At 52.3% G+C, this 15,433-nt stretch carries 12 protein-coding genes; 8 read left to right on the top strand and 4 right to left on the bottom strand.

Annotated features, from left to right (window positions below; genetic code table 11):
- Position 1: 1 nt before the first annotated feature.
- Entirely contained in the window at positions 2–775 is a 774-nt protein-coding gene (gene argB, locus ABGT88_RS14410) for an acetylglutamate kinase (RefSeq protein WP_346702782.1), read from the top strand.
- Between the two features lie 105 nt (positions 776–880).
- Here the strand turns inward: argB and ABGT88_RS14405 are convergent, their stop codons facing one another.
- The 4 genes from ABGT88_RS14405 to ABGT88_RS14390 form a co-directional block, all read right to left on the bottom strand.
- Positions 881–1,339, bottom strand: coding sequence for a hypothetical protein (locus ABGT88_RS14405; RefSeq protein ID WP_143240897.1), 459 nt, complete (start codon positions 1,337–1,339; stop codon positions 881–883).
- A gap of 537 nt (positions 1,340–1,876) precedes the next feature.
- Positions 1,877–4,195 (bottom strand): T9SS-dependent choice-of-anchor J family protein, encoded by a 2,319-nt coding sequence (locus tag ABGT88_RS14400; protein ID WP_143240898.1) that lies wholly within the window; start codon positions 4,193–4,195, stop codon positions 1,877–1,879.
- Between the two features lie 10 nt (positions 4,196–4,205).
- Complete coding sequence (locus ABGT88_RS14395; protein ID WP_346702779.1) at positions 4,206–6,734, bottom strand: M6 family metalloprotease domain-containing protein; 2,529 nt, start codon at positions 6,732–6,734, stop codon at positions 4,206–4,208.
- A 100-nt stretch (positions 6,735–6,834) separates the two neighbouring features.
- Entirely contained in the window at positions 6,835–8,028 is a 1,194-nt protein-coding gene (locus ABGT88_RS14390) for a putative sugar nucleotidyl transferase (protein WP_258326814.1), read from the bottom strand.
- Positions 8,029–8,165: 137 nt separating this feature from the next.
- Between ABGT88_RS14390 and ABGT88_RS14385 the strand changes: the two genes are divergently transcribed.
- The 7 genes from ABGT88_RS14385 (at position 8,166) to fusA (ending at position 15,417) form a co-directional block, all read left to right on the top strand.
- Positions 8,166–8,411: a hypothetical protein gene (locus tag ABGT88_RS14385; protein WP_087408014.1), complete on the top strand. Its 246-nt coding sequence runs from the start codon at positions 8,166–8,168 to the stop codon at positions 8,409–8,411.
- Positions 8,412–8,436: 25 nt separating this feature from the next.
- Positions 8,437–10,125: an asparagine synthase-related protein gene (locus ABGT88_RS14380; protein ID WP_346702777.1), complete on the top strand. Its 1,689-nt coding sequence runs from the start codon at positions 8,437–8,439 to the stop codon at positions 10,123–10,125.
- 118 nt (positions 10,126–10,243) lie between these two features.
- Complete coding sequence (rfbC, locus tag ABGT88_RS14375) at positions 10,244–10,792, top strand: dTDP-4-dehydrorhamnose 3,5-epimerase (RefSeq protein ID WP_087408016.1); 549 nt, start codon at positions 10,244–10,246, stop codon at positions 10,790–10,792.
- A 218-nt stretch (positions 10,793–11,010) separates the two neighbouring features.
- Positions 11,011–11,976, top strand: coding sequence for an IS30 family transposase (locus tag ABGT88_RS14370; RefSeq protein WP_346699950.1), 966 nt, complete (start codon positions 11,011–11,013; stop codon positions 11,974–11,976).
- Positions 11,977–12,221: 245 nt separating this feature from the next.
- Positions 12,222–12,626: a 30S ribosomal protein S12 gene (gene rpsL, locus ABGT88_RS14365; RefSeq protein ID WP_008862863.1), complete on the top strand. Its 405-nt coding sequence runs from the start codon at positions 12,222–12,224 to the stop codon at positions 12,624–12,626.
- 168 nt (positions 12,627–12,794) lie between these two features.
- Entirely contained in the window at positions 12,795–13,271 is a 477-nt protein-coding gene (rpsG, locus tag ABGT88_RS14360) for a 30S ribosomal protein S7 (protein WP_087408017.1), read from the top strand.
- A 25-nt stretch (positions 13,272–13,296) separates the two neighbouring features.
- The gene (gene fusA / locus ABGT88_RS14355; protein WP_346702774.1) at positions 13,297–15,417 is read left to right on the top strand and encodes an elongation factor G; all 2,121 of its coding nucleotides are present in this window, start codon (positions 13,297–13,299) and stop codon (positions 15,415–15,417) included.
- Positions 15,418–15,433 lie beyond the last annotated feature (16 nt).

Below are 15,433 nucleotides of genomic sequence, written 5' to 3'. Positions count from 1 at the left end.
TATGGAGAAACTCACGCTGATAAAAGTGGGCGGTAAGATTGTGGAGGAGCAGGCTACGTTGAGTCGCCTGCTCGCCTCGTTTGCCGCCATACCCGGCCGCAAGGTGCTGGTGCACGGAGGCGGCCGATCGGCCACGGCCATGGCGTCGCGGCTGGGCATCGAGAGCCGCATGGTGGGCGGTCGCCGCATCACCGACAAGGTCATGCTCGAGGTGGTGACCATGGTCTACGCCGGCCTGGTGAACAAGAATATCGTGGCTGGCCTGCAGGCTCTGGGTGTGAATGCGCTGGGCATGACGGGGGCCGACATGAATATCCTGCTGTCGGATAAGCGTCCGGTGGGCGAGGTCGACTATGGTTACGTGGGCGATGTGCGTCGTGTCGACGCTGCCGCCCTGTCGGCTCTCATCGAGATGGGTGTCGTGCCCGTGATTGCACCGCTTACTCACGACGGGCAAGGATCGATGCTCAACACCAATGCCGATACCATGGCCGGCGAAACCGCGAAGGCGCTGGCTTCGCGTTACGAGGTATCTCTGGTCTACTGTTTCGAGAAACGGGGCGTGTTGCGCGACGAGAACGACGACAACAGCGTGATTGCCGAGATGACCCGACAGCAGTTCGAGACCTACCGGGCCGAAGGCGTGGTGCAGGGCGGTATGATACCCAAACTCGAAAATGCCTTCGATGCCATTCGCCACGGGGTGCGCGAGGTCATTATTACCCGGGCCGATGCTATCGGGCAGCCTCACGAGGGTACCCGCATCGTGGAGTAAAAGACGATTTTATTGATAGAGAATAAAATACGAGGGCTGCCCGAGAAAGGGCAGCCCTCGCTGTAGGATAGGTTCGTTTATTTAAATTTGCCCCCTCTGTGCTTGTTATTGACCTATCCAGTTCCATCCGGCTGGGGTATATTCCGACGATAAGATGACGACACCCTTCTGGTTCCCCAAAAATTCGATTACCCGGAAATAACCGCAGTGGTTCTGAATGCGAGTTTCGCTTTCCCAAGCCTGGTGCACGAAATAGAGGTGTCCCAGTTCCGGAACACAGAACGACTCGCCCTCTTCGGGTACGCCGAAGGCACTCAGGTCGATTGTCTCGGTGCGTTGTACTCCCAGGTCGGTGAAGGTGGTCATGCGGCCTGCTACACCTTCGATTTTCCCCTCGTTCCAGGTGATGGCAATGTTTTTGTTGAGAAATTCAAAGCCCTCTTCGTAGTTAACCAGTCCCCTTGTCCATATGGTATCGACATTGGTGGGTTGATCTTCTTCGCAAGCGGCGAATGCGAATACCATGCACATGAGAAGCACGATACGAAATGTTGAATACTTCATAGTATAAAATGTTGATTAAAATCCGACCGGTCCCAAAATCGGAATGTTTATGTGTGTGTTACAGACGAATATAAAAGAGCGCGGACCCAAACTTTTTCATTCTTTAAAACCTTAGAAAATCGTATAAAAACCACGATATTAAGTCGGAACGGGCGCAATAAGTGCACAGAACTTTCTCTCTGCGGTATGCCCGAATTTCTCAGATCTGTAGAAACAAAAAGTTAACGCTGTTTTATAAATGTCTTATTGAATGTTGTCCCCTTGTTTATATGTCCCCTTATATAATCATTTTGGTTTTGTCATTAGTTATTTGCAAATATAAATAAATTCTTTTGACAAATCGAAACTTATGGCAAGATATTTTTCCCTTTCGTGTCAAATAGGTATGTATGGGAGGATAGCGGTTGTCGATTGGGAAAAATTTCCGGGATTGTCGTGAGTCGTGCAAAGGTCCTCGAGTGCGGACCGTAAAGATATGAGAAAGCCTGGGAGGATGGCCCGTTGCCGAGCTCTCTTTCTCCCAGGCTTCCGATAGTGTTATTGCTTGATGAATTTGGCCTTTTCGCAGCCGCCATCGGCATATTGGGCTACGGCAACGTAGATGCCGCTCTCCAGGTCGATGTCGAGCGAGGTCGTTCCGCTTGTCGAGAGGTCGGCAGTAACCAGGTTTATCCCCTGCATGTTGTAGACAGCCAGTTTGCCGGTTCTATTTTGGGCGTGGATAAATTCCAGTTCGCCCGATGTGTTGGCTACATAAAGTCCGCTCAGTATCGAGGCCGAGGTGATACCCGAAACGTTTTTGTCCTGAATGATTTCGATGGTAATCGGGTCGGCATAGAGGGTCTCTACGGTCAGCGTTGTCGTGCGTTGCGAGGTTCCCTCGGGGAGAGCTTCGAATGTAATGGGTATCGAGATTTCGGTTGAGGCACCGTCGACTGGAGTTCCCGGTGTGAGCCACGAATCGGCTGCGGTGCAGTCGATACCGTCGGCCATGAACAAGGTCGAGTAGACCGTGACAGACGAGCTGCCTGCCGTTCCGGGAATCTCGACGGGGCTTTCGCATCCGAGGCTCGACATGGAGGCATTGCACAGCGACATGGCCAGAGAATAGCTGCCCATCGAGGAGATGTCGACCATATCCTCTTCACCCTCTTTGGAAAGGAGACGGTATACATAGGCACCGGCGTCGAAGGTTTGTTCGACGCTGTTCGAAACCACGCCGACAACTACGTCGTCGCGGTCAAATCCGTCGAAAATATAGGCCATAGGTTCGTCGATGAGGAGCCGTTGCGGCATGGGGGTTCCGTTCACCTCTTTGAGAAACTCGAAATGCATGCCATATCCATAGTATCCACCCAGTTCGGTAGCCTCTACGTCGGAGGCTTTGAGCGAAGCGATAGCCAGTGTGTCGCCCAGCTCCCCTGTTTCGGTAAGAGCTACGGCTCTCAGGAAGAACTCGGCATCGTCGGGTGCCTCGAAGGTGGCCAGAATGAGGTCGACACCCGAGATGAGCATCGGGGAGCAAGGTTTCTCAAAGATGTTCATCACGGCCTTGGTGGTGATGTGGTAACCTCGCATATCGAGTTCGCAACTGCCGAAAACGTAGTTTCGGGGAGCCGGCACGTCGTTATAGGAGAGCACGGTGAGCCGGTTGTTATTGACATCGAGATTGCCGATGGTCATGGCCCGGCCTGCCGTTAGAGTGCCGTTCCAGGTGTAGAAACTTTGGCGCGAACCGGACGTAGCGGTGAGAGAGGGCACCGAGTGTGTGCCTATGGAATAGTTGGCCGTGTAGGTCGGGGTGTCGTAGTTTTCGCCGTCGCAATCCCATTGATACGACAAGGCTTCGTTGGAGTAGTTGTTCCACACGAGATCTTTGAATGCGGGTGCAAAAATCGAGGTTGTCGAGAAGGCTTCCCACTTGTAGTTGACACCCGAGAGGAACGTTCCTTGCGGACGGTTGTAGATGGCGGTAGGCAGCATGGGGCGTACATACACTTCGTCGAGTTGCATCGAGTCGCCGTATACTCCTTCGTATTGGAAAGCGATTAATACCGTCTTCCCTGCATAATCGCTGATGTCGATTCTGAACCGGCGGAAATCGGAGATTTCCAGTTCTTCGTCGGTATATTCCAGGTCGGCCACATCGAGCAGCAAATCCCATGATTCACCGCCGTTGTCCGAGATTTTTATCTTCATGGTGGCGGCGATACCGTCGTCTTTGTTATAGAAATTATAGAATACGTAGCAGGGGAGGTAACTCAAATCGAAGAAGAGATAGTCTTCTTCTTTGACGGTGATGGGCTTGGTGATAAGCCACTCGTCCGACTCTTCGTATTCGTCGTATTGGATATAGGCAATGTATTGGCTTTCGGGGTTCAGCGGAAGCCCTTTTGCGATGCTGGGTTCGGTGATGTACCAACTGTACCAGAGTGCATCGGGGTCGTCGTAGTTGGGGTGTGTATTGATGCTGGTCCAGCCTTCGGGCAGCCATTCGAGCGCATCGGGGTCGTCGATATGGTTGGCAAATTCTTCAAAGCCTTCGGCCAAGGTATATTCTTCGTCGGCAGCCGGCATCGCCTCTTTTTGAGCGGTATATACAGGAGCCAGGTTCTCTTTCCGATTGGCAAAGGCCTTGAAGCGGCGTTTGCCGTCGAGAGTCTCTTTTACTGCGATTTTACGCCCGTTTTGCTCATAGGTTTTCAAAGTTCTGGCGGCCTCGGAGCGTATGCTCTTTCTAGCGGTCTGAATTATTTCGACTCTTCGTTGAGCCGGGTTTTCATCGAAAGATTGTGCGGCTGTCGAGGGTAACAGCGTGAGGGAGCACAAGGCTCCGACAAGTAGTAAATTTTTCATGCTTTTCCGATTAAAGGGTTAAAGGTGATATGATTGCTTTGAAAGTTTCGTCGCCGACACGTATGATGAACAGACCGCTCGGCAACGTGAGAGAGAGGGAATCGGCGGTTAATTGCCGTTTCAGGAGAACTTGTCCGGTCATCGATACGATGGTTACCGGGTCGCCGGGTTGACCGTATATATGCAGTATATTCCGATTTGTAGCGATATGGCGCATGCCCGACGTCTCGATCTTGTCGATTGCGGAGGTGTTGCCTACCTTGAATTTTATCGATTCGTCGGAGCGGGTGTAGGTGTTTTGGGCTTGTATCTTGAAGAGGTATTTGCTCTGTCGGTTCAGCCCGGTGAACGAATAGTGATTGTCGGTGACCCCGGTGATGATTGCAGGCTCTGCATGAGAGGCGACCGGTTTTTTGGGCGCTGTCGATTTTTCGCCCGAATAGAGCGAGAGGTTCGACAACGCGAGGTTCGAGAGACTCTCGATTTTGAGGTATCCCGAGTCGATTGACGTGTTGAAAGTTTGGGAGATGAGAGTCTTTGAGGTAGGGCTTTTCAGGGAGAAGATGATTTTTTCTCCTGTGAAATCGGCGTTTTCGCAAAGTGTGATAACGAGCCCGTCGTAGTAGCTGCGGGTGGTTTGGGCCTCAAATTCGAGAGTGAAAGTTCCGTCGCCGCTGAAATCGAGCCGGGGCGAGACCATGTATCCCTTGGCTTTGATACAGCAACGTCCGCCGCATTGGCCTATTCGCTCGCCGGTCCAACCCGGTTGTTGTGTGTAGGAGTCGAGGCTTTGTGAAATTTCGGTCGTGTCGGGCATCAAGTAAGTACCGCTTGCGAAACCCGAGAACGACTCGCCTAACAGCAAGGTATTCAGGGGGTATTGTTCGGACAAAGTTACGGTGTAGGAATCGGCTCCGTCGATTGCGCCCCAAGTAGCCGTGAAACCGTCGTCGGTCACGTCGGTTACGCCCAGTTGGTCGGGGGTGGCCAGTCGGTCGATCATGAAATGGAAATAGACGGTGTCGTTCGATTCGCGAATGTCGATAATCGGTTTGTTCAAAGCTCCTTCGCTATACAATTCGGGTGCGGGATTACTGTCTTCGGTAAAATAGGTATTGTAGGTTGTGCCGGGGAACAGGTCGCCTTCCGGGTTGGTGAAATTGCCGTCGGCCGGTACGATTTGCACCCGTTCGTGTCCTTCGGTGTTGTTGACGGTGTTGTTATCCCAGGCCACAGGGTCATAGTCGATGTGTACAATCATGAGTCCGTGCCCGGCGGCATATCGGTCCCAGCCTGTCTGTTGCCGGTTTTCGAGGGTGAAAAATTCGTTTTCGTTATGGGGCGACCGCATGAGACAGGCCCGATTCGAGCGGTTGAGCGGCGGGAGGGCGATGTGGGCTTGTGGCTCTTGCAGTTCTTGCAGGTCGAGCCAGCCGCAGCTGTATCGTTCGAAAGCCGAGTAGCCTACGGGAGTTTTGCTGTCGTTGTTGTAGCTGCCCATGTCCATGAGGCTCCAGGTTCCCATGCCGAAGGTGTCGCCATACTCGGTGTTGTAGATGTCGGGGAGTCCCAGACAGTGGCTAAATTCGTGGCAGAAGGTTCCTATTCCGCTCAGGATTTCGCCTGTTTCTCCACTTAGTTCCGAGGAACAGGCAAAGGTCGAAATCTTTTTCCCGTCGAGGGTGAGGGAGTGACCAAACTCGTCGAGGGTACCGGCAGCGGGCCAAATGGTGTTCTCGTCGGCTCCGTTCGATTCGGCATGTCCGGCATAGATGACATATACCAAGTCGACTGTACCGTCGTTGTCGAAATCATAATCGGCAAAGTTGACATCGCATTTTTCGTGAGCTTCGGTACAGGCCTCGGTAATCATGGCCGCCAGGTTGAGGTCGTTCCCGTAAAAATCGTTCTCTCCGTAGTATTTCATGTCGTGAGAGAGGGTGACCGGCCCTACCACATCGAACGAGGGCATGAATACACCGTTCGACTGGTCTATAAAGTAGTCGCGGGCGCTGCCGGTGGCTCCGTTTTCGGCATAGCCCTTTTGGTTCATTTGGGCCTCGAAAGCCTCGCGTGTACCCACCGGCGAGAATTTTATGTCGGCATATTGGGCCAAAATGATGAGGCCCCGCACTTCGCCCCGGTTGGGAAAGTCGAATGCCCGGGCTAAACGTTGGCGTCTGTTGATGCGTTTTTGCTGTATAGCCTGGCGATATGAGCTTTTTGTGCGAAGACTGTCGACGAACGCCTTTTCGCGAGGCGTGCGATTCTGTGGATTGCGAGCAATGAAAGTTTGCCGGAGGGTATTCCCCCTCAGGTCGAGGTATCGGTAGAAGCCATCGGCGCTTTTCCCGACAGGGATTTTGTCGAGGGTTTGGTAGTAATGCCCATGCTCGTCGCCTGTGAGCGAGAGGGTGAGTACAGTCCCATCGGGTTGGGTATAGTCGATGGTATGAGGGTAAGCCGGTATCGCTTGTGCGTCGTGAGATAAAAACCAAAACAGTACCCCTAAAATAATCTTGAAGGTTTTACTTTGCATAGATATGATGATTCTATTGCAAAAATATTATTTTCCACGATTATTTGTACAAAGAGGGCACTGTTTTTTATAATTTAAATTGATTCTATTTTGTGAACTGTCATTTCAACTGTTCTGCCTGGTTGTAGATAGCTTCGAAAATAGTCTTGTCGGCTTCGGTGAGCGAGCGTCCCCGACGGGCCATCATTTTCTCGGCAATGGCGTAGAATTTAGGTAGTTGCACGTCGGTGAAGCCGGCCGTGCCGCCCTCGCTGAACGAGGCGACGAAGTTGCGGGGGAACCCGGCACCGTGAATGTTGACTCCCACGCCTATCACCGTAGCGGTGTTGAACATGGTGTTGATGCCGGCCTTGGAGTGGTCGCCCATGATGAGGCCGCAGAATTGCAGGTGGGTGCGCAGGAAGCGGCGGGTGGGGTAGTTCCACAGTTTTATTTCGCTGTAATCGTTCTTGAGGTTCGAGGCTACGGCGCCGGCGCCCAGGTTGCACCATTCGCCGATGACGGCGTTGCCCAGGAATCCGTCGTGTGCCTTGTTGGAGAAGCCGAACATCACCACGTTGTTCAGTTCGCCGCCCACCTTGCAGTAGGGTCCCAGGGTGGTGGCTCCGTAGATTTTGGTACCCATGTTGACAAACACATGTTCGCAGGCGGCGAAGGGGGCCCGTATGCAACTGCCCTCCATCACCTCGCTGTCGGCACCCAGGTAGATGGGGCCGTTGGTCACGTTGAAGATGGCGCACTCGGCCTTGGCTCCGGGCTCGATGAATATCTTGGGGGTTCCGTCGGCAAAGCAGGGGTCGCCGATGACGCGGTTCGACGGGCTGAGCGGCTGGCTGGTGCGGCCGCGGGTGATGAGTTTGAAATCGGCCTCGAGACACTCGCCGTTGAGCAGGAAGATGTCGTAGAGGTGGTGAATGTAGCGGGGCTCTTGCTCGCAAGCGAGCGTGGCGGTGTGACGCCCTTCGCGGAAGTCGGTTTCGCTGCCCCGGAAGGCGATGACCGTATCCTGGTCGACCAGCGCCTCGCCCGGCTGCAACCGGTCTATCTGGGCAACCAGTGTATCGTCGGGGATGAGGTGACCGGCGATGAAGAGGTTGTCGGGGGCGATGACGGCCGGATATTTCCCGGCCATATATTCGGGGGTGATATAGGAGTAGCTGCCGGGCAGCAGGCGTTCCCACTTTTCTCTCAGGGTGAGGATACCCACGCGTATGTCGGCGACGGGGCGGGTGAAGGCCAGGGGCAGCAGCTCGAGATGCTGCTGGGGTGTGTCGAAGAGAATGATATTTTTCATAATCGTGTATAATGGATTGATAGACCAAAGGTAATGTAAATCTTATGGAAAATCAAAATCTGGGGCGAGGTATTGCCTCGAGGATGATGGATTGAACAAATGGACCGGTGTGGTCGTTTATGGAAAAAAAGAAGGATATGGAGAAAAATCGCTTTGTGCAACTGGTCGCCGGTATGCTGTACCGGACGAATCGGGACACGCTGACGTTGGATACCCGTTATAAAGGGTTGAAGGAGTGGAATTTTTTGTTTGAAGTCTCGTTGGCCATGATGCTCGAGGAAGAGTATCATGTGGAGGTGACCCCCGAGGATTTCTCGAGTACGGGAACCCTCGACGAACTGTTTCAACGGGTGTGTGCCCCCGGTCTGGCCGGCAAGGAATAAAACGAGAGCAGGGAGGCGAACGGATATGAGTGGCTTGTCGGGAATTGTAGGAGAGGTAGATCAGTTGGAACAGGTATTGCGACACATGTCGGAGGCCCAGAATCATCGGGGAAGCGAGACGCCGGTGGGGTGGGTCTCCACCTTTGTCGATGCCCGGGTGGGATTGATGCACAATCGCATGAACACCATCGACCCGGCCCGGGCTCCGAGTCAGCCTTACGAAGATGCCGATACGGGGCTGGTGGTGATGCTCGACGGCGAGATATTCAACTACGCCGAGGTGCGTGACCAACTGGCCAACTATTACACTTTTGCCACCGGGTGCATGTGCGAGGTGGTGGCCAAGGCTTACGACCGTTGGGGCGATAGCAGCTTCGATCGCTTCGAGGGCTATTTTGCCCTGGTCGTTTACAATCGGTTTTCCGAAGAGTTGTTGCTGTGTCGCGACCGTTTCGGCATCAAGCCGCTCTACTATGCCACCCGGTGGGGAAATCTTTATTTTGCATCGGAGGTGCGGGCCCTGTTTGCCGGGGGTGTCAGGCCCCTGCTGTCGGCCGAGCGGTGGGCCGGTTATCTGTCCTACTCGACTTATGGTTCGCCCTATGAGACCTTTTGGGAGGGGGTGCACCAGTTGCCGGCCGGTTTTTTGCTGCGCTACAACGGTTATTCGCTGGTCGAAAAGCGTTGGTACGAATTGGAGAATCGGGTCGAAGCCTGGCGCAACGAATCGCCCGAACGTAGAGCCGAAGCCTTTCGAGAGCAGATGCGCCGCAGTGTAGGGTATAGCCTCATGGGCGAGATGCCCAAGGGCCTTTCGCTCGATGGAGGCATGGAGTCGGCCCTCTTTATAGCCTTGATGAAAGGGACGGGGACCCCTCGCTATCTGAAGAGTTACATGCCCTATCGCGGGAAGTTGCACCAGAGCGGAGTGCTGTGGGGGGCCGAGCAACTGTCGGCTACAGCTGTGCCGCTCGAACAGGTTTCCATTACCCCTGCGATGTTGTTGAAGGAGCTCGATTTTCTGTCCCGTTGGCAAGAGGAACCTGTCGACGGAATGGAGATGGTGGCTCGGTCGGCCTTTCTCCGGGTGATGCGCAAGCGGGGGCTGGCGGTGGTCAGTGGCGGTTGGGGGTTGGCCCACTTTCTGGGCGATGCCGTTCTGCCGGGCGACCGATATACGTCGCTGGTACCCTCGGAGGTATTGTCGGCCGACTTTCGGCAACTGGCCCGCAAGCCTCGGTACCGGAGGCTGTTCGAGTCGGAAAACAGCCATTTGAAGTTTTGCGACTTGTGCTATGAGCGCATTCCCCACCTGTTGCGGTGTGTCGACAAGATGAGCATGTATTATGGCGTGCAGATACGCAATGCCTTTTTGAACCACAATCTCATAGAGATAGCCTTTGCCTTGGCCGGCGACGGCCCTTCGGGACGGGCGCGCAGGCAGTGGTTCGACCACGAGGTGGTAACCCCTTTGCTTTCGGGAGAGGTGAGGCTGGCGCCAGAGAGCGAGGCGGAGGAGCCGATGCTGCCTGCCGAGATGAAGCGGTGGGCCGACGAGGTAGTGCTCGACCTGCGTTACGGGCGGGTATCGGAGTGGTTCGACCACACTCGTCTGGAACGGGCCTGGCGACACGAAGAGGATGAACTCTTTGCCGACCCGGCGAAGGTGTGGAAACTGCTTTCGCTCTGCCTGCAGCTGAAGAGTCTGGGCTGACCGATGGCCGGGCGGGCAGGAGAGGCGATTGGCACCGCCGCAGGCGCGCAAAAATAAATGGCTCCGTCGTAACTCTTTTTCTTGACTTTCACTACCTTTGCATCCAAAATCAATCGTGATGAAATTTATAGAGCAAAAGTTAAAGGGAGCCTTCGTCATCGAGCCGCAAGTGTTCGGCGACAGTCGGGGCTATTTTATGGAGAGTTACAAAAAGGAACTTTTCGACCAATATGTAGGACCGGTCGATTTCATACAGGATAACGAGTCGCGGTCGAGTTACGGTGTGTTGCGCGGTCTCCATTTCCAAAAGGGTGAATATTCGCAAGCCAAACTGGTGCGGGTGACTCAAGGTCGTGTGTATGACGTGATTGTCGACCTGCGCCGCTCGTCGCCCACCTTCGGCCAGTACATCGGGGTAGAACTCTCTGACGACAACAAGCGCCAGCTCTTCGTGCCGCGTGGATTTGCCCACGGCTTTACCGTATTGAGCGAGACAGCCCAGTTCTGCTACAAGGTCGACAACGTGTATGCCCCTGAGCATGAGGCTACATTGCTCTACAACGACCCGCATGTGGGTGTGGTGTGGCCGGTGAAGCCCGAAGATATGCTACTCTCGCCGAAAGATATGAAGGGGCTCGGGTTCGATGAAATCGAGACATTCGAGTAACAGGCGGGAATATAAATCACTGTTGTCGGTCGTTTGTGACTTGACTGAAGAATCCAAATCAAAACGCAACGTTTTTCGAGTAAGGAAGGAACAAGAACTATGAAAAACACTGCGGGGGAAGCCATAGCGGCGGGGGCGCAAAGCCCCTGAGAGCGTCCAACAGCAATACAAAAAAGGGAGACCGAAATCTCCCTACGATTAATTAATTTTGTATTGCCATGTCAAATCAACTAATCGAAGCCCAAAGATATGAAATATATCTTGGTCTGAAAAGGAAATGGAGCCGTTCTCGCATAGCAGAGGAAATAGGAGTATCAAAATCGACAGTCAGTCGGGAAATCAGGCGCAACTCAAAGCCGGAAGGAGAGTATATATGGAAATATGCTCAGAGGCAGTGTGATAGCCGCAAGCACGGATTTAAGGGCCATCACAGGAAACCGGAAGATCTATGGTGGCGAATTGAGCGCATGATCGAAGAGGAGGAATGGTCTCCGGCCCAGATAGCGGGAGTACTCAGGAAAGAAGGTATCCACATCGCCAAGCAGACCATCTACAACCATGTCCATGCCGATACGACCGGGAAACTGGCTCTGCATATGCCTCATGGGCTCAAATACAAAAAGCGAGGCAAAATCCTGTGTCCGACAAAAGCGACCAATATACCCAACCGCACAAGCATACACGAGCGCCCCAAGGAGGCAGACGGAACCCGATTCGGCGATTGGGAAATGGACACCATCATCGACTCCTGCGGTCATGCCATCGTCACCCTAACCGAACGTTCGACCAATTTCATACTCATGGAAAAGTTGCCTCAGGGACGGAAAGCCCTACCGACGGCCCGGGCGGTCATCCGACTGCTGTTCCCATATAGGCAAACGATACATACGATTACCACCGACAACGGTTGTGAATTTGCAGCACATCAGGAGATAACCAAACAACTCAGCCTCAAAGGTAGGCCGCCAGTTAAGGTTTATTTTACGGATGCTTATTCAGCCTGGCAGAAAGGAGCCATTGAGAATGCAAACAAGCTTATTCGGAAATATATCCCAAAAAAGGCCAACTTTCAGGATTTCTCCGACTGGAAAATCAAAGAGATACAAAAGAAATTGAATCGAAGACCTCGGGAAAAACTTAATTTTGATTCGCCCAAATACAGATTCTTCATAAACGTTTTGTAGTTTTGCATTTGCTGTTGGACTCTACCGTTTGTGACTTGACGATAAAATGGTGAAAAATAATCCGAATATATTTGGTTTTTAGTGATTTAGTGCTTATCTTTGCACCACTTTTGATGCTGTAAAAGGTCGAAGCGTTTATATAATCGATTGATTATGTGAAAGCTATGACCAATTTTAGCGTCTTGGACAGAGAGAATAAGAAGGAAAATTATAAGTAAAAAGATTTTTAAAAAAAGTTCTAAGAAATGCCTACGATTCAACAATTAGTAAGAAAAGGACGGGTTGTATTGGAAGACAAGAGTAAATCTCCTGCATTGGATTCATGTCCGCAAAGACGTGGTGTATGCGTGAGAGTTTACACGACGACTCCTAAGAAACCTAACTCTGCCATGCGTAAAGTTGCTCGTGTACGTTTAACCAACGGTAAAGAGGTGAACTCTTACATCCCGGGTGAAGGTCACAACCTGCAAGAGCACTCTATCGTACTCGTTCGTGGCGGTCGTGTGAAAGACCTCCCTGGTGTACGTTATCACATCGTACGCGGTACGTTGGATACTGCCGGTGTAGGTGGTCGCACGCAACGTCGCTCGAAATATGGCGCCAAGAGACCTAAAGCAGGAGCTGCACCTGCCGCAAAAGGTAAGAAATAATCGATACCTTTGAGAAAAAGCCAGCAAAGAGATTAAAAAGAATTAGTGTCAAACACTGGTTCGCGTTTATTGGATAGGCTGATTGGGTTGAGTAAATGAAATCGGCGGATTTCGTTGAAGATGTAAAGAACAGCAACCAAAAACAAGAACGACAATTTATTGTAAAAAATGAGAAAAGCAAAACCAAAGAAACGGGTTGTATTACCAGATCCCGTATTCAATGATGTAAGGGTTTCGAAATTTGTGAACCACTTGATGTATGATGGCAAGAAAAATACTGCCTACTCTATTTTCTACAGCGCACTGGAGATTGCGAAATCGAAGTTGCCCAACGAGGAGAAATCGGCCCTCGAAATCTGGAAGAAAGCCCTGGAAAATATTACACCTCAAGTAGAGGTTAAGTCTCGCCGTGTGGGTGGTGCTACTTTCCAAGTACCTACGGAAATCCGCCCCGATCGTAAGGAATCTATTTCAATGAAAAATCTTATTATCTATTCTCGTAAGAGAGGTGGCAAAACGATGGCCGACAAACTGGCTGCCGAAATTGTCGACGCTTTCAACGAGCAGGGTGGTGCATTCAAACGTAAAGAAGACATGCACAAGATGGCCGAGGCCAACCGTGCATTCGCTCATTTTAGATTTTAATTGAATAAAATAAGGAATAAAGAAAATGGCAAAATCTGACGCTCATTTGAAATATACCAGAAATATTGGTATTATGGCACACATCGATGCCGGTAAGACAACGACTTCGGAACGTATTCTGTACTACACGGGGTTGACGCACAAAATCGGCGAGGTGCACGACGGTGCCGCTACCATGGACTGGATGGAGCAGGAGCAGGAGCGCGGTATCACGATTACGTCGGCCGCCACTACCGCTTTCTGGAACTATAAAGGCGAGAAATACAAAATCAACCTGATTGATACTCCGGGGCACGTCGACTTTACCGTAGAGGTAGAGCGTTCGTTGCGTGTGCTCGACGGTGCTGTGGCTACATTCTGTGCAGTAGGTGGTGTTGAGCCCCAATCTGAAACCGTATGGCGCCAGGCCGATAAATACAATGTACCGCGTATCGGTTATGTAAACAAGATGGACCGTTCGGGTGCCAACTTCTTTGAGGTGGTTCGCCAGCTGAAAGATGTACTGGGTGCAAACCCCTGTCCCATCCAAGTACCTATCGGTGCTGAGGAGACTTTCAAAGGCGTAGTCGACCTGATTCGCATGAAAGCCATCTACTGGCACGACGAAACGATGGGTGCCGACTACAGTCTGGAGGAAATTCCCGACAGCTTGAAAGCCGAGTGCGACGAGTGGAGAGACAAGATGCTCGAGAAAATCGCCGAGTGCGACGACGAGCTGATGGAGAAATACTTCGCCGATCCTTCGACGATTACCGAAGACGAAATCATCCGCGCTATCCGCAAAGGTACGCTGGCCATGCAAATCGTTCCTATGATTTGCGGTTCGTCGTTCAAGAACAAAGGTGTACAACCGCTGCTCGATGCCGTTTGCGCATTCTTGCCCAGCCCGGTAGATACGCCGGCCGTGGTAGGTCACGACATGAACGACCCCGAGAAAGAAGTGGTACGTCACCCCTCCTTCTCTGAGCCTATGTGTGCATTGGCCTTCAAGATCGCAACCGACCCCTATGTAGGCCGTCTCTGCTTCTTCCGTGTATATTCGGGCGAAATCGTTGCCGGTTCTTACGTACTCAACTCCCGTTCGGGTAAGAAAGAGCGTGTATCGCGTCTGTTCCAAATGCACTCGAACAAACAGAACCCCAAAGAGTCGATCGACTGCGGCGATATAGGTGCCGGTGTAGGTTTCAAGGATATCCGCACGGGCGATACGCTCTGCGCCGAAGACGCTCCTATCGTACTCGAGGCTATGGACTTCCCCGCACCTGTGATCGGTATCGCTGTTGAGCCCAAGACTCAGAAAGACCTCGACAAGCTGGGTATCGGTCTGCAGAAACTGGCCGAAGAGGATCCTACCTTTACCGTAGCTACCAACGAGGAGACGGGACAAACGGTTATCAGCGGTATGGGTGAGCTCCACCTGGAGATCATTATCGACCGTCTGAAACGTGAGTTCAAGGTAGAATGTAACCAGGGTCGTCCCCAAGTTACCTACAAAGAGGCTATCACCAAACCGGTTGAGCTCCGCGAGGTATTCAAGAAACAGACGGGTGGTCGTGGTAAGTTTGCCGACATCATCGTACGCGTAGAGCCCTCGACTCGCGAAGAGGCCGGTCTCGAATTCGTAGATGAAGTAAAAGGTGGTAACATCCCCAAAGAGTTCATCCCCTCGATTCAGAAAGGTTTCACTACGGCTATGAAGAACGGTGTATTGGCCGGCTTCCCGGTAGACAGCCTGAAGGTAACCGTACTCGATGGTTCGTTCCACCCCGTAGACTCTGACCAGTTGTCGTTCGAACTCTGTGCCATCCAGGCCTTCAAGAAAGCCTGCGAAAAAGCCGGACCCGTATTGCTCGAGCCTATCATGAAGATCGAGGTAGTAACCCCCGAAGAGAGCATGGGTGATGTAATCTCCGACTTGAACAAACGTCGTGGCCAAATCGAAGGTATGGAGTCGAGCCGTTCGGGCGCCCGTATCGTGAAAGCAACGGCACCTCTGGCCGAGATGTTCGGTTATGTAACCGCCCTGCGTACCATCACTTCGGGTCGTGCCACCTCGACGATGTCGTTCTCGCACTATGCCGAGGTAAGCTCGTCGATTGCCAAGAATGTGTTGACCGAAGTAAACGGTAGAGTAGATTTATTGTAATTTGTAATTAAACCAT

It is taken from the genome of Barnesiella sp. An22 (assembly GCF_963931395.1).
Lineage (GTDB): Bacteria > Bacteroidota > Bacteroidia > Bacteroidales > Barnesiellaceae > Barnesiella > Barnesiella merdigallinarum.
Note: the sequence above shows the minus strand (reverse complement) of the source record. Positions and strands in the feature narration are given on the sequence as shown.